General features: G+C 44.0%; 24 protein-coding genes. 12 read left to right on the top strand and 12 right to left on the bottom strand.

Annotated elements, in window-relative coordinates:
- The coding region (locus O3A65_08245; GenBank protein ID MDA1332452.1) for a PQQ-binding-like beta-propeller repeat protein at window positions 1–840 on the top strand (840 nt) is incomplete at its 5' end.
- 158 nt (window positions 841–998) lie between these two features.
- Window positions 999–1,385: a cytochrome c gene (locus O3A65_08240; protein MDA1332451.1), complete on the top strand. Its 387-nt coding sequence runs from the start codon at window positions 999–1,001 to the stop codon at window positions 1,383–1,385.
- Between the two features lie 51 nt (window positions 1,386–1,436).
- Here O3A65_08240 and O3A65_08235 read toward each other — a convergent pair whose 3' ends face one another.
- Window positions 1,437–1,808: a hypothetical protein gene (locus O3A65_08235; GenBank protein ID MDA1332450.1), complete on the bottom strand. Its 372-nt coding sequence runs from the start codon at window positions 1,806–1,808 to the stop codon at window positions 1,437–1,439.
- A gap of 148 nt (window positions 1,809–1,956) precedes the next feature.
- Here O3A65_08235 and O3A65_08230 point away from each other — a divergent pair, with 148 nt between their 5' ends.
- The gene (locus tag O3A65_08230; protein MDA1332449.1) at window positions 1,957–2,502 is read left to right on the top strand and encodes an NUDIX hydrolase; all 546 of its coding nucleotides are present in this window, start codon (window positions 1,957–1,959) and stop codon (window positions 2,500–2,502) included.
- A gap of 30 nt (window positions 2,503–2,532) precedes the next feature.
- On the opposite strand, the gene O3A65_08225 is transcribed toward O3A65_08230, so the two are convergent.
- Entirely contained in the window at window positions 2,533–3,735 is a 1,203-nt protein-coding gene (locus O3A65_08225; protein ID MDA1332448.1) for an ammonium transporter, read from the bottom strand.
- A gap of 225 nt (window positions 3,736–3,960) precedes the next feature.
- Here O3A65_08225 and O3A65_08220 point away from each other — a divergent pair, with 225 nt between their 5' ends.
- Window positions 3,961–4,395: a thioesterase family protein gene (locus O3A65_08220; GenBank protein MDA1332447.1), complete on the top strand. Its 435-nt coding sequence runs from the start codon at window positions 3,961–3,963 to the stop codon at window positions 4,393–4,395.
- Between the two features lie 6 nt (window positions 4,396–4,401).
- On the opposite strand, the gene O3A65_08215 is transcribed toward O3A65_08220, so the two are convergent.
- Window positions 4,402–5,580 carry a VWA domain-containing protein gene (locus tag O3A65_08215; protein ID MDA1332446.1) on the bottom strand — a complete coding sequence of 393 codons (1,179 nt, stop codon included), beginning with the start codon at window positions 5,578–5,580 and terminating at the stop codon, window positions 4,402–4,404.
- A 23-nt stretch (window positions 5,581–5,603) separates the two neighbouring features.
- Window positions 5,604–6,458, bottom strand: a complete 855-nt coding sequence (locus O3A65_08210) for a MoxR family ATPase (GenBank protein ID MDA1332445.1) — start codon at window positions 6,456–6,458, stop codon at window positions 5,604–5,606.
- Window positions 6,459–6,575: 117 nt separating this feature from the next.
- Here O3A65_08210 and O3A65_08205 point away from each other — a divergent pair, with 117 nt between their 5' ends.
- The 7 genes from O3A65_08205 to O3A65_08175 all read left to right on the top strand — a co-directional run bounded on the left by O3A65_08205 (window position 6,576) and on the right by O3A65_08175 (window position 14,196).
- Window positions 6,576–7,352, top strand: a complete 777-nt coding sequence (locus O3A65_08205; GenBank protein MDA1332444.1) for a hydroxypyruvate isomerase family protein — start codon at window positions 6,576–6,578, stop codon at window positions 7,350–7,352.
- A gap of 62 nt (window positions 7,353–7,414) precedes the next feature.
- Entirely contained in the window at window positions 7,415–8,293 is an 879-nt protein-coding gene (locus O3A65_08200) for a 2-hydroxy-3-oxopropionate reductase (protein ID MDA1332443.1), read from the top strand.
- Window positions 8,293–9,561: a glycerate kinase gene (locus O3A65_08195; protein MDA1332442.1), complete on the top strand. Its 1,269-nt coding sequence runs from the start codon at window positions 8,293–8,295 to the stop codon at window positions 9,559–9,561. The genes O3A65_08200 and O3A65_08195 overlap by 1 nt, the downstream gene beginning before the upstream one ends.
- Before the next feature lie 9 nt (window positions 9,562–9,570).
- Window positions 9,571–11,070, top strand: coding sequence for an FAD-binding protein (locus tag O3A65_08190; GenBank protein MDA1332441.1), 1,500 nt, complete (start codon window positions 9,571–9,573; stop codon window positions 11,068–11,070).
- Between the two features lie 21 nt (window positions 11,071–11,091).
- On the top strand, window positions 11,092–12,150 hold the full coding sequence (gene glcE / locus O3A65_08185) for a glycolate oxidase subunit GlcE (protein MDA1332440.1): 1,059 nt from the start codon (window positions 11,092–11,094) through the stop codon (window positions 12,148–12,150).
- A 27-nt stretch (window positions 12,151–12,177) separates the two neighbouring features.
- Window positions 12,178–13,422 (top strand): glycolate oxidase subunit GlcF, encoded by a 1,245-nt coding sequence (glcF, locus tag O3A65_08180; protein ID MDA1332439.1) that lies wholly within the window; start codon window positions 12,178–12,180, stop codon window positions 13,420–13,422.
- A 27-nt stretch (window positions 13,423–13,449) separates the two neighbouring features.
- A complete protein-coding gene (locus tag O3A65_08175) occupies window positions 13,450–14,196 on the top strand; it encodes an SDR family NAD(P)-dependent oxidoreductase (protein MDA1332438.1) in 747 nt (248 codons plus the stop codon).
- Window positions 14,197–14,238: 42 nt separating this feature from the next.
- On the opposite strand, the gene O3A65_08170 is transcribed toward O3A65_08175, so the two are convergent.
- The 3 genes from O3A65_08170 to O3A65_08160 all read right to left on the bottom strand — a co-directional run bounded on the left by O3A65_08170 (window position 14,239) and on the right by O3A65_08160 (window position 16,558).
- Entirely contained in the window at window positions 14,239–15,312 is a 1,074-nt protein-coding gene (locus O3A65_08170) for a serine hydrolase (protein MDA1332437.1), read from the bottom strand.
- 12 nt (window positions 15,313–15,324) lie between these two features.
- Window positions 15,325–15,597, bottom strand: coding sequence for a hypothetical protein (locus tag O3A65_08165; GenBank protein MDA1332436.1), 273 nt, complete (start codon window positions 15,595–15,597; stop codon window positions 15,325–15,327).
- Between the two features lie 76 nt (window positions 15,598–15,673).
- Complete coding sequence (locus tag O3A65_08160; GenBank protein ID MDA1332435.1) at window positions 15,674–16,558, bottom strand: 3-methyladenine DNA glycosylase 2; 885 nt, start codon at window positions 16,556–16,558, stop codon at window positions 15,674–15,676.
- 102 nt (window positions 16,559–16,660) lie between these two features.
- On the opposite strand from O3A65_08160, the gene O3A65_08155 reads away from it, so the two are divergent.
- Window positions 16,661–17,398 (top strand): transporter substrate-binding domain-containing protein, encoded by a 738-nt coding sequence (locus O3A65_08155; protein MDA1332434.1) that lies wholly within the window; start codon window positions 16,661–16,663, stop codon window positions 17,396–17,398.
- Between the two features lie 18 nt (window positions 17,399–17,416).
- Here the strand turns inward: O3A65_08155 and O3A65_08150 are convergent, their stop codons facing one another.
- From O3A65_08150 to O3A65_08130, 5 genes are all read right to left on the bottom strand, one after another.
- Entirely contained in the window at window positions 17,417–18,070 is a 654-nt protein-coding gene (locus O3A65_08150; GenBank protein ID MDA1332433.1) for an RraA family protein, read from the bottom strand.
- Between the two features lie 75 nt (window positions 18,071–18,145).
- Window positions 18,146–19,933, bottom strand: coding sequence for a dihydroxy-acid dehydratase family protein (locus O3A65_08145; GenBank protein ID MDA1332432.1), 1,788 nt, complete (start codon window positions 19,931–19,933; stop codon window positions 18,146–18,148).
- A gap of 309 nt (window positions 19,934–20,242) precedes the next feature.
- Entirely contained in the window at window positions 20,243–20,914 is a 672-nt protein-coding gene (locus O3A65_08140) for a response regulator transcription factor (protein ID MDA1332431.1), read from the bottom strand.
- Between the two features lie 12 nt (window positions 20,915–20,926).
- Window positions 20,927–21,892: a histidine kinase gene (locus O3A65_08135; protein ID MDA1332430.1), complete on the bottom strand. Its 966-nt coding sequence runs from the start codon at window positions 21,890–21,892 to the stop codon at window positions 20,927–20,929.
- A 145-nt stretch (window positions 21,893–22,037) separates the two neighbouring features.
- Window positions 22,038–22,353 (bottom strand): TonB-dependent receptor (locus tag O3A65_08130; protein MDA1332429.1); only part of this gene is annotated, 316 nt, incomplete at its 5' end.

Raw genomic sequence — 22,353 nt, 5'->3', positions numbered from 1 at the left:
TACTTCCAGGAAATGCCACACGACGCTTGGGACTTTGACTCAGCAGTCGGTGAGTTCTTGATGATTGAAGATGGCAAAAAACGAAACATGGTTCACCCAAATAAGGGCGGTATCATCTTTGTTTATGACGCTGATTCAGTTGGTGGTGGTAAAGAGTTGGCCGTTAACAATGCATACATGATTGGTGAGACCTATAACTACATCAAAGGTGTTAGTAAACAGGGTCGCTTAATTGGTCGACGTGAACTACCAGAAGGTAAGCACACAGACGTATGTCCTGCAATTGATGGCTCTATTTCATGGAATACCGGCGCTTACAACCCTAGTAGAAAAACACACTTCATGCTCACACAGGAATGGTGTTTTGACATAGAAGTTGTAAATCCAGAGCGTCCAAGTGATTTCTCTGGTCAAGCGTACTTTGGTGCGTCATGGACTGCTACGGCTCCTAAGCAAAAAGTAGACGGCACACCAGTTAATGCTGCTTACGGTACGCTTCAGGCCCGTGATCCTTTGACCGGCGAAATGAAATGGCGTGTTGAGTACAAGTACCCAGTACTTGCTTCTCTCTTGTCAACCGGTGGCGATCTTGTTTTCGTACCTGGCGCAGACGGAATGTTTGACGCTCGCGATGCTAAAACCGGTAAGCTCTTGTGGCAAAACAACATGGGTACAGGTGCCCACGGTGGTGTTATCACCTACATGGCTGGTGGAAAACAGTACGTTGCTGTTGTTACCGGCTGGGGCTCACACGTTGCAGGTAACTACCCTGGACTGTTTGGCGCTCCATTCACAACCATGTCAACAAACACAGGTACTTTGATGGTCTACGCACTGTAAGGTGATTTGATCATTCAAATCCGACAGCTTTAGCGTCGGAGTGCACTTAGATTTGGGCGGGTTTTCCCGCCCAAATTTTTTTGTCAGCTCTTTATTAGAGTCAGCAAATAATTTAATATGTAATCGATTCGAGTATTCATTATCCGTAGGAGAACCACATGCAGCACAATCTTTCGTTCACCGCATTAACGCGCTTCGCACTCATCTCGGTTTGCGTGATGGGATTGAATATTTCGGTTACTTATGCGGAAAAAGACGTAACAGATATTGCGGCCGCAGAAATTAATCTAAACTATTCTCAATACAATCAAAAGTTCTCTGTCAAAAGTTTATTTGCTACCCAATGTAGTTGGTGCCATCAAGGATATGGGCTTAAACAAGCAGACGGACCGCGTTTAGCAGGCACTGACAAGTCCAAGGAGCAAATCATCGAGCGAATTAGTATTGGCAAAACTCCAATGCCAGGTTTCCGGAAGCACCTTAAGCCGTGGCAAATTGAGGCGCTAGCGGACTACATAAAAGCGCTCCCTGATGTCGCGCTGTGAATTTTAGCCCAGTCTTGTTGAATCTACGAACGGCCCTAAAGGGCCGTTTTTTTATTCTTTAGATAAAACGAACGTTACCGCAAAACCATCATATTTGGCGCTTCCCTTGAACTTATCTCCTTCGATTAAAAACATATGGCCAACGAAGTCTTTAGCACCATCTCCACTAGCTGCGAAATTAATGCGGTTCTCCAGAAAACGGATTGACGATAAGGGAGTAACGTCCTTTCCAAATTTTTCTAAGTTTGCAAATCGAATGGAGCCCGTCCCTTCGGGGTTAAGCGTCAGCCACAACGTGCCACTGGTCATAGCCTCATACCAAGTCCCAGACCATGTTCCGACGTATTTTCGAGGGGTTTCATCCGCTTGCACCATAGTTGCCAAAGCGAATACACATACTGCTAAAAAATTTTTAAGTAACATTGAGAATTTTTTAATTTGATTAAATAGCCTAATATTGGGAATATGTACATAATCAGAATAACATTGAAAGTGTGTAGAAGTAGAAAATATATCTCTTGGTCGTTAAAGCTTACCAATCCATAAGTGAAAAGAAGACGCTACTGTGCCCATTAAATACTGCAACCAATGTGGCGCTTCCACTGTTATTAAAATCCCTCATCGGGATAACCTGCCACGTGCAGTATGTGAGAGCTGCGGTTTCATTCAATATGAAAATCCCAGAGTCATCGTTGGATGCATTCCCGAGTGGGAAGACAAAATTCTGCTCTGTAAGCGTGCTATAGAACCACGGCTGGGTTATTGGACGTTACCTGCAGGATTCCTAGAGAATAACGAAACAAGCCAAGAAGGGGCGCTTCGAGAGACGTTGGAAGAAGCTAACGCGGAAGCAACGATTATTGACGCCTTCTCTCTAATCGATATTCCACATATTAATCAAATTTACCTGCTGTATCGAGCTCAACTCACTAACGCTAACTTCTCATCCACATTTGAAAGTTCAGAAGTCGCGTTATTCGACGAAACTACTCTGCCATGGAATGAAATCGCATTCGCCGCAATCAAAAAATCTTTAGAACGATATTTTGATGATAAGCGTAAGAACATCTTTTCTTTGCACGTGGAGACAATCAATGTCTCCACGCAAAAGAAATGAGAGTCAGAATTTAAAGTTGGCTTTGCAGAGTCACCAACTTGATTCATTTTCGGGAGAAGCAGAAACCTTATGGATGGCCAAATCTGCTCCCATATACTCTTCTTCCTCGCTGAGCCGAATACCGACCATAACTTTAATAGCGCCGTAAACAACGAAACCTCCAACCAAAGCTACTAAGATTCCCGCGACCGTTCCAATGAGTTGAGAAAGCAACGAGACGCCACCCATGCCGCCGAGACTCTCCAGCCCAAAGATCCCTGCTGCAATACCACCCCAAGCGCCACAAAGTCCGTGTAGCGGCCACACACCCAAGACATCATCGATCTTCCAGCGATTCTGAGTCGCAGTAAATAGCGAAACAAATAGCGCTCCAGCAATTAATCCTGTTACAAGCGCACCGAGTGGGTGCATGATATCGGAGCCTGCACAAACAGCCACTAATCCAGCAAGTGGTCCATTGTGTACGAAACCCGGATCATTCCTACCGACAACTAAGGCTGCTAACGTCCCGCCCACCATCGCCATGAGGGAATTTAAAGCGACTAACCCACTAATACCTTCAACGGTTTGAGCCGACATTACATTAAATCCAAACCAACCAACCGTCAGCATCCAGGCACCAAGCGCTAAGAATGGGATACTTGAAGGAGGATGAGAAGCGACCCCACCATTTTTTTGGTATCGACCTTTTCTTGATCCCAGCAAAACAACAGCTACAAGGGCGATCCAGCCACCCATAGCATGAACCACCACGGACCCTGCAAAATCGCGCATTGGTGCTCCATAACTATTCCGCAGCCAGTCTTGGAACCCAAAGTTTCCATTCCAAATAATGCCCTCAAATAATGGGTACACAACACCAACAATTACAGCACTTGCAAATAGTTGCGGATAAAACCGAACCCGCTCAGCGATACCACCAGAAATAATCGCAGGTATTGCCGCAGCAAATGTCAGCAAGAAGAAAAATTTAACAAGACCATAACCACCGTTTTGGCTAAGCGTGTTCGCACCAACCATAAAATCCGTACCATAAGCCACTGCATAGCCAACAAAGAAATAAGCTATTGTGGAAATTGAGAAGTCACATAAAATCTTAACCAGCGCATTGACCTGATTTTTTTTACGGACAGTTCCAACCTCCAAAAACGCAAAACCACCATGCATAGCAAGCACCATAATGGCACCCAGCAAAATAAACAGCACATCTGTTGCACTATTGGATGACCCCATACAATTTCCCCTTTTAAAAAGACCTACACATGATTCAATCAAGCTTGAACATGATAACTTTTTGATTTTATTCTTCTTATTCGTCTATTTTAAAGCAATAAATGTGCCAAACTTTAACTCATTGATTAATTGCGATTTGCTGGAATTCAAACAGTCACAAATTGCACTAAATCAGTGCAATTAACATAATGCGCACATTTTTAGTGCAATCTTACGGAGGCCTACATGAAAGACACACTAAAAAAAGGTTTAACCTATCGTCATACGTTCATCGTAACTGAGAATCAAACGGTACCGAAGTTCTACCCCGAATCGGATTTATTTCAAGCAATGCCCCAAGTATTTGCAACAGGCTATCTGGTCGGCTTACTTGAATGGGCCTGCATTGAACTACTAAGACCACACATTGATTGGCCAGAGGAACAAACCCTTGGCACCCATGTCAATTTTTCACATGAAGCGCCCACACTCCCCGGCATGACCGTAACCGTAGATGTCACACTCGTTAATATTGAAGGCCGAAAATTATCCTTCTCGGTCAAAGCTCATGATGGCATCGACATTATTTCCAAGGGTATTCACCAGCGCGCGATCATTCAACAGCAGAAATTTTTAGAACGCTTGGAACAGAGAAGAAAGACAATCACTAAAGACAGTTAAGCACCCTTACTTTGCTAGCTGCTTCATTGCTTTTTCAAGACCTGACAGTGTAAGGCCAAACATGCGATCGTCAACTAGCTCACGGGTCAGAGAAATAGACTCGTGGTATTTCCATCTATCTTCTGGCGTAGGATTTATCCAAGCAGCCTTAGGGTAGACATCCAAAAGACGCTTTAACCAAACAGAACCTGCTTCCTCATTAAAGTGTTCTACACTGCCACCCGGATAAGTGATCTCATAGGGACTCATCGTGGCATCACCAACTACAATCACTTTATAATCGGCCGCGTACTTATGGAGAACTTGTCCAAGCGGAATACGTTCATTATTACGCCTTCGATTATCCTTCCACACGGATTCATAAATGAAATTATGAAAATAAAAATACTCTAAATGCTTGAATTCCGTGCGTGCGGCTGAGAATAACTCCTCACATGAACGAATATAATCGTCCATAGAGCCGCCTATATCAAAAAATATGAGAACCTTAATCGCATTTCTTCGCTCGGGAACCATCTTTAAGTCCAAATATCCACCATTCTTCGCAGTTGAGACGATCGTTCCATCTAGATCCAACTCATCTGCCGCTCCTTCTCTGGCGAATTTGCGCAATCGCTTGAGCGCAACCTTAATATTTCGCGTACCCAGCTCAACTGTATCGTCCAAATTTCTATACTCTCGTTTATCCCAGACCTTTACCGCCCGCCGATTTCTAGACCCCGACTGCCCGACCCGAATGCCTTCTGGATTATATCCATAAGCTCCAAAAGGACTCTTTCCCGCTGTACCAATCCACTTGGAGCCACCTTGATGTCTTTTTTGTTGTTCCTCCAAACGCTGCTTGAATGTCTCCATGAGTTTCTCCCATCCCCCCATAGACTCAATTAACTTTTTTTCTTCTTCAGAAAGTGACAATTCAAGTTGTTTTTTTAACCATTCCTCTGGAATATTCTTGAGGAATTCGTCAGGTAGCGATTCCAAACCATTAAAATAATCACCGAATGCCCGATCAAACCGGTCATATAACACCTCATCTTTTACAAACGTAGATCGGGATAAAAAATAAAAATCATCGACGCTTTCATTTGCGACACGCAGTCGAAGCGCCTCCAATAACGTCAAATATTCTTTGACAGATACAGGTATACCGGCGTCTCTGAGCCTGAAAAAAAAATCAAGCAGCACAATGCAACTCTATGGACGATTTACTACGTTCGTTCGGAGCGTCGGTTAAGAAATACCAACCGTTCAAATAAATGTACATCTTGCTCATTTTTCAATAAGGCTCCGGCTAATGGCGGGATAGACTTTCTCTGATCACTCGTTTGCAACGCCTCAATGGGTATATCCTCCGCCAATAGCAGTTTTAACCAATCCAATAATTCTGAGGTCGAAGGCTTTTTCTTAAGACCAGGTATCTCTCTCAAATCAAAAAATACCTCTAACGTTTGCTTAAGCAATTGTTTTTTAATGCCAGGGAAATGCACATTGACGATTTGATTCATAGTTTCCTTATCAGGAAATTGGATGTAATGAAAAAAACATCTTCTCAAAAAAGCGTCTGGTAAATCCTTCTCATTATTACTTGTGATGATAATGACAGGTCGGTGACGTGCACTGATTAGCTCCTTTGTCTCATACACAAAAAATTCCATTCGATCGAGTTCTCTAAGCAAATCATTAGGAAACTCAATATCAGCCTTATCAATTTCATCGATAAGCACGACCGACTGTTCTTCCGACTGAAAGGCTTCCCACAAAGGCCCCTTCATGATGTAGTTTCTAATATCTTTTACCGACTCCTCCCCAAGCTGAGAGTCACGGAGTCGAGACACGGCATCGTATTCGTACAACCCTTGCTGCGCCTTGGAAGTAGATTTGATATGCCATTGATAAAGCGGCCGCTCTAGTACACTCGCAACCTCTAAGGCCAACATGGTTTTACCGGTCCCAGGTTCTCCTTTAATGAGTAGCGGTCGCTGCAATGCGATAGCCGCATTAACAGCCATCATTAAATCCTTACCTGCCACATAGTCTTTAGTCCCTGAGAATCTATCCACCATCGCCCAACGCCCCCCTGATATGTCGTATTTTTCTAATTATACGGCCTTGGCGATCTGAATCATTATGACGGCCATCCGCTTATAATGATGTATGACTTATTCTAATTGGAGTTAGCCATACCAAAATTTAACGCAAATCTCACCATGATGTTCAACGAGTTTGATTTCATGGAGCGATTCAAACAAGCTCACCTGCAAGGCTTTGTAGGAGTGGAGATTTTGTTTCCTTATGCGTATCCTCTCCTTGAGGTCGGAGACGCATTATCGAAAAATAACTTAGAGCTGGTTCTATTCAACATGCCCCCAGGAGATTTCGAAGCTGGAGATCGAGGTCTGGCATGTCTGCCTGATCGAATTTCAGAATTTCAAGATAATGTGCATGTTGCGATCGATTACGCGGTACCTCTCAATTGCAAAAAACTTCACTGCATGGCCGGTTTAACTCCTGCACAACGCTCCAACGAACTCATTGAAGAGACATTCATTCAGAATGTACGATTCGCGGCAGACTTATGTCGGGACCATAACATCGAGGTCATGATTGAATCCATAAACACCCGTGACATTCCTGGCTATTTTCTAAATTATTCACGCCAAGCTGAGAGACTTCTGGAAATGATTGATCGGCCAAATGTTGGATTTCAGTATGACATTTATCATATGCAAATTATGGAAGGTGATCTCGCACCGACAATTGAACGCCTCATCCACCACATTAAACACATACAACTTGCCGATACGCCAGGCAGACACGAGCCCGGTACGGGAGAGATCAATTACCCGTTCATTTTTAGTACGATTGACGCACTAGGCTACGACGGATGGATCGGGTGTGAATATCGACCGCAAGGAGATACAATTTCAGGTTTAAAATGGATGAAGACCTATATTTAAAAAAATCATTAGGACGACTCACGCAGTTACGTAAATGATGTTCATTAATGGAGAAACATGCCATGAAAATCGGTTTTATCGGCTTGGGAATCATGGGCTCACCCATGGCAGGACAACTAATTAAAGGTGGGCATGACGTCTACCTACATTCTCGAACCCGAGTACCTCTAGAACTCGTATCAGCGGGCGGTACTGCCTGCAAAAACCAATCAGAGGTTGCAGCACAATCAGATGTCATCATTCTAATGCTGCCTGACACGCCCGACGTAGAGGAAGTTATATTTGGCTCCAATGGAATCCATGACACGCTACCAGCGGGTACAACAGTCATTGATATGAGCTCAATTTCTCCGATAGCAACCCGAGAATTTGCCAGCAAATTAGCTATTAAGAAAGTTGGTTATGTAGATGCGCCTGTTTCAGGCGGTGAAGTCGGCGCTAAAAACGCCACATTGACCATAATGGTTGGCGCAAACGATTCGGAATTTACCAAAGTGGAACCTATTTTTAAACTAATGGGTCAGAACATCACGCACGTTGGAGGCATTGGTGCTGGACAAGTTTGTAAAGTGGCAAATCAAGTTATTGTTGCATTAAATATTGAGGCCGTTAGTGAGGCGCTATTACTGGCATCGAAAGCCGGAGTTGATCCATCCAAAGTACGTCAAGCTTTGATGGGTGGATTCGCCTCATCCAAGGTATTAGAAATTCACGGAGAAAGGATGATCAAGAGAACTTTTGATCCAGGATTTAGAATTGCGTTACACCAAAAAGATTTGCATCTTGCACTCAGTACAGCTCGAAGTCTAGGAGTGAGTCTCCCTAACACAAGTACTACTCAAGAATTATTTAACGCCTGCTCAGCAGCAGGAGATGGTGCGCGGGATCACTCGGCAATGGTTTGTGCGCTCGAGCGTTTAGCGCAACATAAGGTTGCCTAATGATGAATCAACGGGAATTACTACGAAATTTATTTGATGCGGCCGTAAAAGCCGCATTGCCCGAGCACACGATTAAACATTACCTACCGGATCCACCCAAAGGACGGACCATTGTAATTGGTTGTGGTAAGGCTGCTGCAGCGATGGCGAAGGCATTCGAAGATTGCTGGGAATATCCATTAGAGGGTATTGTTGTGACCAGATACGGACATAGCGTACCCACTGAACGAATAAAAGTCATCGAAGCGTCCCACCCTGTCCCAGATACGGCCGGAATGCAGGCTGCTTTGAAAATACAAGCACTTGTGACGAACCTAACTCCTGATGATTTGGTCGTATTCTTAGTATCAGGCGGAGGGTCGTCCCTTCTTACCCTCCCTGCCAAAGGTATTACTCTCGACGACAAAAAAATTCTCAATACAAAACTACTTCATATTGGCGCGAATATCAGAGAGATAAATTGTGTTCGTAAACACCTCTCCAGTGTGAAAGGTGGACGACTGGCAGAAACGATCTGGCCGGCACAATGCGTCACACTTGCCATCTCAGATATACCAGGAGACGACTTATCCATGATCGCGTCGGGCCCCACGGAACCAGACGAAACAACCGCTGAAGATGCACTAGCTATTCTTAAGAAATACCATATTAATGAACCCAAATCGATCATTGAATTTTTAAGCTCAAGCAACCCAGAAACACCAAAGTCAGGCAACAAAATTTTTAATAAAAGTTATTCCCATTTAATTTCAACGCCACAAAGATCGTTAGAGGCTGCGGCCGAATCTGCTCGAAAGAGTGGACTTACTCCTCTAATACTTGGTGATGCGGTAGAAGGAGAGGCACGAGAAGTTGCACGTGTACTGGCTGGCATTAGCAAGCAGATTGTCAGATACGGACAACCTATCCCAAGACCCTGCGTCCTTCTATCTGGAGGAGAAACCACGGTAACAGTTAATGGAAACGGTCGAGGCGGCAGAAATGCTGAGTTTTTACTCTCCCTTGCTATCGACCTGAATGGCTTAGATGGTGTTTGGGCATTTGCTGGTGATACTGATGGGATCGATGGTACAGAGGACAATGCAGGAGCTTTCATCACCCCAGACTCTTTAAAACGAGCACATGAAATTGGCCTAGACGCCAAACGTATGCTCGCAGATAATGACAGCTATAATTTTTTCACTAAGCTAGATGACCTTGTGATAACGGGACCTACGCTAACAAACGTCAACGACTTTAGAGCTATATTCATCGATCAAGGATTTTAAGAGAGACTCATGGGACACATTGAGAGAAACCTAAAAGAATATCCAGTCGCTTTAGTCGACAAAGAAACGCTCGTCAGAGAGTTCTCATCATTCTTATCGACTGAATCAGTAAAATATAAAACAGAGGATTTAACTCCCTTTGAATGCGATGGCCTGTCGGCATACCCACAAATCCCATTGATCGCAGTGTTACCTGAAAACGAAGAACAAGTTTGCCACGTAATGAAAGTATGCAACCAATTTAAAGTACCTATTGTTTTCCGAGGAGCCGGAACAGGACTCTCTGGCGGAGCTATTCCGTATGACCAAGGCGTTTTACTCGTCTTATCTAAACTCAAACGCATCGTCCATGTCGATCCCATTGGTCGATACGCCATCGTCCAACCCGGGGTAAGAAACGCGGCGATATCGGAGGCAACAAAGAAACACAATCTTTACTATGCACCTGATCCATCTAGTCAAATTGCCTGCTCAATTGGCGGTAATGTAGCCGAAAACTCAGGGGGTGTTCATTGCTTGAAGTACGGACTTACAGTCAATAATATTCTAAAAATTCGACTTGTCACCATCGAAGGGGATATTGTTGAAATTGGCTCGGAAGGCTTAGATAGTCCCGGATATGATTTACTTGCACTGATTACTGGATCGGAAGGCTTACTGGGTGTGGTAACAGAAGTAACCGTGAAGCTCCTACCAACACCTGAAAAAGCGCAAGTCATTATGGCGTCGTTTGATGACGTCGAAAAAGCGGGGCTTGCCGTCGCGGACATCATTGCTGCAGGAATTATTCCAGCAGGGCTCGAAATGATGGATAAAAAAGCAATTAATGCTGTTGAACAATTCATTGGTGCTGGCTATCCGATGGACGCAGAAGCCATGCTGCTGTGTGAATCTGATGGCTCCATTGAAGAGGTCAACAGCGAGATAAAAAAAACCACGGAAATTCTCTATAAAGCTGGTGCAACTAATGTAACCGTCTCGACAGATGAAACACATCGACTCAAGTTATGGGCAGGTAGAAAATCAGCCTTCCCTGCTGTCGGTAGAGTGCTGCCAGATTACTTCTGTATGGACGGTACCATTCCCCGAAAAACATTACCTCGAGTTTTAAAGCGAATAACTGAAATGGAAAAGACGTTTCAATTGCAGTGCGCGAACGTCTTTCACGCTGGAGACGGCAACTTGCACCCGCTGATCATGTTTGATGCCAATGAAGGTGATCAACTGCACCGTGCAGAACTCTTTGGTGCCGCCATTTTAGAACTATGCATCGAAGTTGGAGGAACCATCACCGGTGAACATGGTGTCGGTATCGAAAAAATAAACCAAATGTGTATCCAATTTGATAACCACGAGTTGCAAACCTTTCTGAACTTGAAGCTTGCTTTCGATCCAGATGGACGTTTAAATCCAGGCAAGGCAGTTCCAACACTGAATCGCTGTGCCGAATTTGGGCATATGCATGTGCATCGTGGAAAAGAACGATTTCCAGATATCCCAAGATTCTAGTTTCACCTTTGAGACTACCTCATGATTTCAACTGAAACCATTATTGATCAATTTAAAAATATTTTTTCAGATGCTAAAGAGCGGTCTGAGTCCGTCCGGATTCGTGGCAGTGGATCGAAAGATTTCTATGGCGTTTCTCTGGAAGGGGCCATAGTTGATACCCGATTTTTTTCAGGAATCACCGAATATGAGCCAACCGAATTGGTACTGACTGCTCGCAGTGGAACGCCTCTAAGCGTTATCGAAAACACATTGAGCGAAAATAATCAAATGCTGGCGTTTGAACCACCTCACATGGGACCGGGGGCCACCTTTGGCGGCTGTATTGCTTCGGGCTTATCAGGGCCCAGAAGAGCATCCCAAGGTGCTGTCCGAGATTTTATACTGGGCGTGAGGTTACTGAACGCAGATGGACTTGATCTCCAGTTCGGCGGCAAGGTCATGAAAAATGTTGCGGGGTTTGATGTCTCGAGACTCATCGCTGGATCCTTTGGGACGCTCGGTTTAATCCTCGAGTCATCAATTAAGGTACTCCCGAAGCCAGAGTGTGAACATACGATTTTTTTCGACTTGGACAATCAATCGGCAATAAACAAGATGAACGAATTAGCGGGTATGCCAATTCCCCTATCAGGTACATGCTTTGACGGAAACCGCTTAGCAGTAAGACTATCAGGATCCGAAAGTGCAGTAAAATCTGCGCATCAAAAAATCGGAGGGGAGGCCAATGATGAAAACGAATTTTGGCGCTCAATCAGAGAGCAGTCTCACCCTTTCTTTCAATCTGAAGGACGCTTGTATCGCCTATCGCTTAACCCAACAGCCCCTGAGAACAGATATACGAATAAATTAATCGAGTGGAATGGCAGCACGCGGTGGATATGGAATGAAGGAAGCCTTGATGAACATCAGGCATTTGCGAGTCAGCACGGAGGCTACGCGACAATATTTCGCGGTAATCAATCAGGTGATTCGATTCATAAGATGTCTCGAGAGCTGCGCGTGTTACAGAAAAAAATCAAACACGCCATGGATCCTCAAGGCGTCTTTGGTAGAAAAAGATTATTTGCCGAATTCTAGATTGTTACCACAACTAAAAAACTATCGATGAAGACAAATTTAAAGACCGAGTTCTTAGAAACGCGCAAAGGCAAAGAGGCTAATGATATATTGAGAGCCTGTGTTCATTGCGGTTTTTGTATCGCCACCTGCCCCACATACCAGTTACTAGGTGATGAACTGGATAGCCCAAGAGGACGCATTTATTTAATTAAAGAATTGCTCGAAGGCAAAACACCCACACAAGCAACGCAATTACACTTAGATAGGTGCTTAACCTGTCGATCCTGCGAATCTACATGTCCCTCTGGCGTTCAGTATGGCAGGCTCGTTGACATTGGACGAGATATCGTGGAAAAAGCGGTACCGCGTAGCATTGGAGATCAAGTTAAACGTCAAGTCTTAAATACAATAATCACTAATAAAACCTTATTTCGCTCCCTGATTACAGCAGGCAAGCTAGTTAAACCGATATTACCCAGAGCATTACAGAAAAAAATGCCAAAGCTTCATAAAACAGTCATGAAGTGGCCTGAATCTAACCACTCGCGCAAGATGTTATTTCTTGACGGATGTGTGCAGCCTGTCTTGGCTCCTAATATCAATATCGCGACCGCACATCTCCTAGATCGTATCGGCATAACACTAATACCAACCTCTCGCGTCAACTGTTGTGGCGCTGTTACGTTTCATCTAAACAAACAAAAAGAGTCTCTTGTCTTCATTAAACAAAATATTGATACCTGGTGGCCTCTTTTAGAACAAGGCGCCGAAGCAATCGTTATTACAAATAGCGGATGCGGCTCTATGGTCAAAGACTATGGACACCTGTTAGCAGACGATCCAGATTATGCGGAAAAATCGAAAATTATTTCAGAGCGTACGAAAGATCTGTGCGAGATATTCTCTGACGAACTCATAGAATTAAAAAATAAAATTTTAGACCCTATCAAAGAAAAGCAGATCATATCCCGCAAAATTGCTTTCCATGCTCCATGCAGCTTGCAGCATGGGCAACAAATCAAGGGGCTTGTTGAGTCCTTACTCAAAACTGCGGGCTACACGCTAACGATCATCGAAGATTCACATTTATGTTGTGGCTCAGCTGGGACCTACTCCTTACTTCAAGCTGATCTATCAGGACGGCTTTTAAACAACAAAATAGAAGCCATCGAAAAAGAACAGCCAGAATTAATCGTAACCGCTAATATTGGATGCCTCACGCAACTACAAAGCGGCACTAAAACTAGGGTTTTACATTGGGCCGAATTGTTACAAGAGGCGCGCACATAAACGACATCCATAATGCGGGGGAAATAAATGAAAAAAATAGCACTCATCACAGGCGCAACCGCTGGATTTGGAAAGTCTGCAGTTAAACAATTCATAGAAAACGGCTGGAAAGTGATTGCTACAGGCCGAAGAGAGGAGCGCCTCGCGGTATTAAAGGAACAATATGGTGACGCACTTCATTACCTAACTTTTGATATTCAAGACAGCAATAAAATCAATGCGTCCATCGATTCGTTACCGATAGAATTTAAAAATATAGATCTATTGATTAACAATGCAGGACTTGCACTTGGCACCGCTCCAGCACAACGATGCGATTTAGAGCAATGGAATACTATGGTGGATACCAATATTCGTGGCCTCATGTCGCTTACACACAAAGTGCTGCCAACACTGATTGAACAACGAGGGGCAGTGATCAATATAAGTTCGGTTGCCGCAAGCTACCCCTACCCCGGCGGAAACGTCTACGGCGGCACCAAAGCATTCGTAGTGCAATTCACTCTCGGATTACGCTCGGACTTGCACGGCACAGGCGTACGAGTCACGTGTGTTGAGCCAGGCATGTCGGAAACAGAATTCACCCTCGTGCGCACTAAAGGGGATCAATCGGCATCGGATAAACTATATGCAGGCGCCAATCCTATGACTGGAGACGATATCGCTCAGACGCTATACTGGATCGCCACACTACCGCCCCACATGAACATTAATCGCGTAGAACTCATGCCGGTCAATCAATCGTTTAGCCCATTTCAAATACATCGTAATTAAACGTCCTTTTTCTAAGTCTTACCGAAAAGCTGCGCTCCCTTATTAATTAAGCACAAGGAGCGCTTTCCTCAAACGAACCATGAATGTCTGCGCGCAATTCGGATTAATCCACCGCACGACGGTAACCGCATTCAGGTTCCTATCAATCCAAGTGTATGAACCGCCTGCACCAATTGCGAAAACACTCGATTCTGGGAGCTCAGGAAACAAAGTTTTGTTGGTATTTAGCCAGGTCAAAAGACCATAGTAAGGGGCTAGACGTGACGGGGTAACCATTAAATCAATCCAATCTTCACTGATCAACGTATCATTACCCCATCGACCTTTTTGCAACATTAATTGCCCCACGAGTGCTTGATCTTGGCTAGAAATTCTCACACCGCCGCCCCAGTGACTTCCTCCAGGAAGAATTGGCATTAGAACATCGTCAATCTCAATGTGGGCATCAACATACGTTGACCAGGACCAATCACACGAAGCCCCAATAGGCTTAAGAATTTTCTGCTCGAATACCTCGTTAAGCGGGCGCCGAAATAGATGCAATAAAGCAAGAGAGAACTGATTGATTCTTACATCGTTGTACTCCCAATATGTCCCTGGATCACTTAACGGTCGCTTCGTTCCTTTGGTAAACTTAGTTTTATAGCGGCGATCCTGGAACGATAAATAACGGTAATGATCCACTTGATCTGGAATACCGCAACAAACACCTTCCCATTCACTTGTTTGCTGCAAAAAATGTCTCCAAGTGATCGATTTATTCTGAGGGGAATCAAACCCAATATGCGGTAATGTTGACCCAACAGCTTCATCCAAATCACGAATAAGGCCAGAGTCATATGCGATTCCGCAAATGAGGGCCAAGTAAGTTTTAGCCACACTGAAGGTTAAGTCTGCACGTTTAGATTCACCCCAAGCTGCAACGATTCGGCCATTCATTAGGACTACCCCTGACACTCCTCCCCGGGGAAAAACAGGTCCCAAAAGTCTATTCCATGGCGATAAATCTTCTTCATGGATACCCCATGGCTTAGCGTTGTCTCGCGTCCACTCAATTTCGTTTTGAACGGCAAATGCAAGACTATCTTGTAGCAAACGGCTACCAAGCAAGTCCATCAAAAAAACCCATTACTCATCGCGCTGACTTTCAACATCAATTACCCTACTGCCATACTCTGCATCTCTGAATCTCTTGCGCAAATGACGTGTCTTCCACAAAAAATAAATGATCAAAACAAAAATTAAAACTGAGGCAATGGCAAGTATAACAATCGAAAACATAAAAGCCACAACCAACCCAACTAGACCAAGAACCGCCATGATTAAACGTGTCAGCATCGGCCATCGGTGAACATTGATATTTTGATCATTGATACTAAAGTGATAAATTTTTTTCTTCACTAATCTTATGTGCTCCTCAAACCCAAAGACTGTAATCATCACCTCTTATTGCTTTTCATGCAAACGAGATGAGCCTTCATTTCATGGCCCAAAGATGAGCCGCTAGCAGTCCTCTCCAGGGCTTATACTGAATCATCCACTGCTCTGCCTCGGCTATCGATAGGGTTGCTTTCCCCAGTAATTGTTGTATTTTTTTACGTACGACCATATCGCCATGCAGGGAACCATCTAAAAACGAATATCCCCTGAGAAAAGTATTGTTGATTGTCCATGGTCCAACACCTTTAAACGACAATAGAGCGCTTGAAATCGGCTCAAAATCAAAACACCCACTGGAGTCCCCCAGGGATAATTCACCAGACTCTATTGATACGGCTAAGGAATGGATCGTATTCGCCTTAGCTGATGACAATCCAAAAATACGCATCTCCTGAACACTACATGAAGCAATAGATTTAGGTTGAGGAAAGCAATACAAACCGGACGAGTGAGCCGCACCGAGTCCTTTAATGAGCCGCGATCTCGTCGAACTCGCTGCCGCGACGCTGACTTGCTGGCCAATGACTGAAGAAATCAGAGCCTCCCATGGAGAAACCGCCTGAGGCACCCTTAGCCCTCGAGTCTCAATGACCATTCGCTTCAATATTGCATCGGAGAAAGCCATAGATTCAAATTCAGCTACAGGCTGAAGTAAACCCAACACGCGAGATACAATAGAATCGATAGTGTCCTTTAAGCCTGTTTTATTCAGCCGCGCATCGACATCGGCTTCAATGCTAGCCTTCGTTTCATGAAAATTAATCGTAAACCACGCTGGAACCCCATCAATCCAAAACCCTTTTTCAAACCCAGTGTCAGATGCCCTCTCCGACACTCCCGCTAAATCTCTCCCGTAATAACGTAAAACGCCCTCTGATCTAAAATTATCAGGTAACGGAATGGTGAACCTTAGGGTGGTCATTTATATATCTTTCTAAGCTAATCGAACCAGTAATGTTGTTAAAATTAAGGCATCCTAAGAAAGGTCATCTTAGGACTATAACTAAATAACAAAAGATAAGTCATGACGAATCCAATGATCAGTGCTATCAGAAATGAACTCACACAAAACAACATTCTCAGAGTCGGGATTAATGCATCTAACTTTTTATTAGTTTCAAATATTAACAATGAGGGCATACCCTTCGGGATTGCGCCTGATTTGGGTCGAATGTTTGCGGAGGAAATTGGCGCTACTCCTAGGTTCATAGTCTTTGAGACACCAGGAAAGTTAGCGGACGCAGGACTTGAAGGGACCTGGGATATTGCGTTCGTTGGCAATGAGCCTCAGAGAGCTAAAGATATCGCTTTTTCCGCACCCTACCTAGAAATACCAGTAACCTTCTTAGTGCCTAAAAACTCCCCCATCAATAGCCTGGCTGATGTTGACCAGATAGGGAACCGCATTTCAGTGATGGGCCGTAGCGCTTACGATTTGTATTTAACGGCAACGATCAAAAACGCGACGATTATTCGCACGCAATCAATAGATGAATCATTTGATCAATTCGTACGAGATGATCTCGAAGTCTTAGGCGGCCTAAAACCAAGACTAGTATCTGACTGTAAAAAAATATCTGGGAGTCGGGTCCTCGATGGTCAAATTACATCAGTCAAGCAATCAGCCGGGACACTCCCAACCTATTCAACGAGTGCCAAATACCTACATGATTTTATCGAACGAGCTAAAGCAAATGGAGTGGTTGATGACTTAATCAATAAGTATCAAGTGAAAGGGGTGATTGTTGCACCACTCGTATAATTGATGAATCAATTCCATTCAAATACGTTTAAATTGCTTCATTACTGCAGTGAAACTCACACCACGTCGAATCTCCGCTGCCGCTTGAATATCATCCTTTTGGTATAACGTCGCTTTCTCAAGCACAGCAAACGCCTGGGCATGCGGCACCACGACTAATCCGGTTGAATCACCAATAATGATATCCCCACTGTCAACTGAGATTCCGTCCAAGGAAATTGGACTGCCTATTGATTTAACATGAAGTCGAGTACGGCCAGTTGTAGGAATCACATATCTACTAAAAACATTAAATCCACATGCTTTAATTTCATCCACATCACGCACAGATCCATCAACCACAAGCCCAGAAATTCCTTTGACTGAAGCAGCTAACGATGCCATGCCGCCCCATATAGAGGCTTTAGCTCCTTTTGCGGAGATCACAATCACGTCGCCTTTCTCAGCACCATCAATTATTGCCCCCACTCTAAATTCCTGCGATGAAAAATCTCCCGCCTCACCAACCTCTACGTCAACCGTTAGAGCCCTTCCGAGAAGTCGCATACTCGGATCAACTGGACGTATCGACACGGAGCTGTTAACAAACTTTCCTACATCATCAAGCGCATTAGCTACGGTCGCTGTTGACATATTTTTCAGCGCCGTAATGATTTCATTTAGATCAGTCATAAAAAATTCTGTCGAACTTAGAAGTACTGTTCATACTTAAAAAATATAGCGCGCTGATATCGACTAACAATTCACTCAGTGATTATCTCTAGGAATGCCTTTTTTTCGATCAATTTTCTGATATTTGATTGCTGGTTTGAGTACCATTCCTTCCGACAATTCATCCACAAGCGCTCGTTGAATTTCTTGCCAGGGCGTTTGACTATCTGGAATTGGATACCCGCCAGCCTCTTTCAATTGTCTTTGTCGGCGTAAAATCTCGGCTGTAGAAATCTTAATATCGACGGATCGCTTATTCAAATCGATACGAACAATGTCATTTGTTTTTAGAATAGCGAGATTACCACCTGTAGCAGCTTCGGGGGAGGCATTCAGAATAGATGGGGATCCCGAAGTTCCAGATTGTCTACCATCCCCAACACACGGCAGTTCCTGAATACCTGCTTTAATCAACCGCGCGGGTGGTTGCATATTGACCACTTCAGCCGCCCCCGGGTATCCCACTGGACCTACGCCACGCACAAAAAGGATACATGTATCATCAATTTTTAATTTTGGGTCATCGATTCGTTTGTGGTAATCCTCTGGCCCCTCAAACACAATAGCCCTTCCCTCGAATGCATTGGGATCCTTAGGGTTGGACAGATATTTTTCTTGGAAAGCATCAGAAATAACGCTGGTCTTCATGATCGCGCTATCAAAAAGATTACCTTTCATATGCAAAAATCCTGCCTGACTCTTCATTGGCTTTTTCAAGGGCCAAATAACACTTTCGTCTAAAACCTTAGCTTGATGACAGTTTTGGTAAAGCGTTTTTCCATTCACTGTTACTGCGCTTTTATTGATTAGTCCTGCTTTAGCCAAACGGCCTACGACAGCAGGAACACCTCCCGCGTGGTGAAAATCCTCACCAAGGTACTCACCAGCTGGTTGCATATTGACAATGAGAGGCACGTTATAACCGACACGCTCCCAATCATCATTGTTGATTTTCACACCAAGGTGCTTTGCGATAGCGTTAAAGTGGATTGGCGCATTAGTCGATCCACCAATAGCCGAATTAACAGCAATCATATTTTCAAAGGCAGCCTTTGTCATAATTTTTGACGGGCGCAGATCTTCCCAAACCATTTCAACGATGCGCTTTCCCGTCAGATAAGCGTTTTCAGCTCGTTCTCGATGCGGCGCGGGTATGGCTGCGCCTCCGGGCAACGACATCCCGATTGCCTCTGCTAAAGCGTTCATGGTAGACGCCGTACCCATTGTATTACAGTGCCCTGCAGACGGGGCAGATGAAGCGATTAACTCTATATATTGCTCGTGGTTGATCTCTCCCGCCGCAAGCAATCTTCTAGCTTCCCACACTATCGTGCCAGATCCGGTTCGCTTACCTCTAAACCAACCACTTAGCATTGGACCGCCAGACAATACGATTGCAGGAATATCTACTGTTGCAGCGGCCATCAATTGTGCGGGTGTCGTTTTGTCACACCCTGTGGTTAAGACAACCCCGTCAATAAAATATCCGTAGAGCAATTCGACTAAGCCCAGATAACACAAGTTGCGATCTAATGTGGCACTTGGTCGCTTACCCGTCTCTTGAATTGGATGTACTGGGAATTCAAATGCAATCCCCCCTGCCTCTCGTATCCCTTCCCTCACTCTTTTTGCTAGTTCTATGTGATGACGATTGCACGGAGATAAATCTGATCCGGACTGGGCAATACCAATGATCGGCTTGCCCGACTGCAACTCCCCACGACTGATACCCCAATTCATATACCGCTCAATGTAGAGTGCGGTCATATCAGGATTGTTAGGATTATTAAACCATTGCCTTGACCGTAACCGAGTCGAATCCACAACCCATTTACTGGTAACTTTTCTTTTTTTAGCTGCTTTCTTAGAATCGCTCACTTACTCCCCCATATTGTTCGATATTGAGTGACTTATTATGCTCAATTTTTGAATATCCAGCTAGGAATTGTACTAAAAGGCATATTAAATTTGTCTGTGGCCCAATAGGAACCGCCGATACAAAAAAAAGTCGTCCCCAACAAAGGACGACAAAGCATTACAAAGGGAGTATGCGTACATTAACGACCCCTACAATACACGGGCTCGTATAGGCCGGCACGAGCTAATTCACCGGTTTATCCCTAGGAATTCTTCCTAAGATGGCATTGTATCGTTCTGAGACTTATCTACCGAAGAAATAATGCCATGATCAAGAGCGATACGGACAATTTTTGCAGCAGTCGTTGCCCCCAATTTCTGCCTGATGTTCGACTGATAATTCGCTACGGTTTTATATGAAATATGAAGCATCTTCGATATCTCTTGGAGTGTTTTTCCCTGAACCAATAAACGAAAAATCTCAAATTCACGACCCGAGAGTAATTCAATATCCTTACCGCTATCAGATATTGTCTGATTGGCTATCATTTGGGCCATTTCATTACTTAAATATAATTTTCCACCTGCAACCTGACGTACAGCGTCAATTAAAGCCTCTGGAGCTGCAGACTTTGTCACGTACCCCTTCGCTCCAGCTTGAAACGCCCGATTCACGAACACCATATCTTCATGCATACTGAATATGAGAATCTTTTGTTCGGGAACCTTACTTAATATCCTTCGTGTCATCTCAATTCCACTCATTCCCGGCAATGTTATATCCATCACCAGGACATCAGGCTGAATATCACAGACCAGTCGATACCCTTTATCCGCAGTCTCGCCTTCAGCTAAAACTCGAATGTACGGGTCTCTCTCAAGCAGTCTACGATAGCCTTCTCGAACAACTGCATGATCATCAATCAGGATTACAGTAATTTCTTGCATAGCACGGTTCACTTAACTCTGAGATTCTTCCATCAGTGGAAAATCTGCAAACACAAAAAATCCGTTGTGTGTGTTAATTCCAGTTTGAAATGTTCCTCCTAAGTTCTCAATTCTTTCTCTCAGCCCGGCTAATCCAACACCATCCCTACTTTCAATGATTTCCTGAATCGAACCATTATCACGCACCTCAATCGTTACCTTTCTACCAATCTCATCAGCTTTAACCATAACAGACACCTCAGTAGCATCACTGTGTTTAACTATATTCGTTAACGCCTCTTGAACAAATCGAAAAATAGTTATATTGACTGCTTCATCAAGTTTTGCATAATCAATATCTATCGCAGAATCCCAAGTAATATTTGCAAAACGACGACGCCACTCATCGATCATATACTCCAGGGCAGCTGATAACCCCAATTCGTCCAGCGCGACTGGCCGCAACTGCTTCAACAATCCTCTCACACCGGCAAACAGCTTCGCGGAGACATCCACGATAGATTTAGCTTGGGTATATAGATCAGTACCCTCATCAACTGCATTTCTGATCGCAACGCCATCAATCATAATCGCATTCATACTCTGCCCAAATTCATCATGTAATTCACGGGCAATTGCACGACGTTCTGCCTCTTGAATTTCAATATTCTTTCTCGTAAGCCGACGATTTTTCTCTAATACAAACGTCAATTCCCTCTGAGCCTCAATTTGGAGATTCATTTGCTTACGCAATTGCTGAGTTCGACGAACAAGCACGCCAGCCATCAAAATAAAAATCATTAGAAGCACTAAAGGAAACTCATCCAACTGCCAAGCCTCCATAGCATAAGTCATACGCGAGACTTCTTCACTCAAGTCAAAATAAGACGCACAAACAAAAAACAACACCGCAATCACAAAGATGACAAGCGTGTCTCTCCATAGAATTGGTGGACGTGAACCGTAAATCTTTGTCTTTAGTTTTTTGTCGAAGAGCACCGTTCTTTTACCTCTGGTTAACTTATATGATCTCAGTTTACAGACAAAAAAGCCCTGACTGTCAACACAATCAGGGCTTGAAGCAGAGCAAATCAAATCAACTAATTATTAAAAAACTAAAATAAAAGCCTTTTAAGAATAACAATTAACTACCGAAATTGTATTTAATACCAATGAACGCTCCTATAGGCGCCCCCACCCCCACAAATTTTTCAGAAGCTCGTGTGGCCGCTTCGAACTGTCCCGTATTACGGAAGAAGTTCTCCCCTAGAATTCCAAAACTCTCAAAATTCTCATCAAATAAATTGGTAATTTTAAGGAAGATCTCAATAGACTTAGAAGCTTTATAAGTGGAGTCCAAATTGACGACAGTATACCCATCAATCGTTCCATTCCTATCTTGGTTATTTTCGTCCCCTCGAGCATAGACATCACTGAAGTAGTTCGCAGTAATACCCGTT

The sequence above is a fragment of the Pseudomonadota bacterium genome (genome assembly GCA_027624715.1).
In the GTDB taxonomy this organism is placed as follows: domain Bacteria; phylum Pseudomonadota; class Gammaproteobacteria; order Burkholderiales; family Eutrophovitaceae; genus Eutrophovita.
This window is presented reverse-complemented; position numbering and strand designations above follow the sequence as displayed.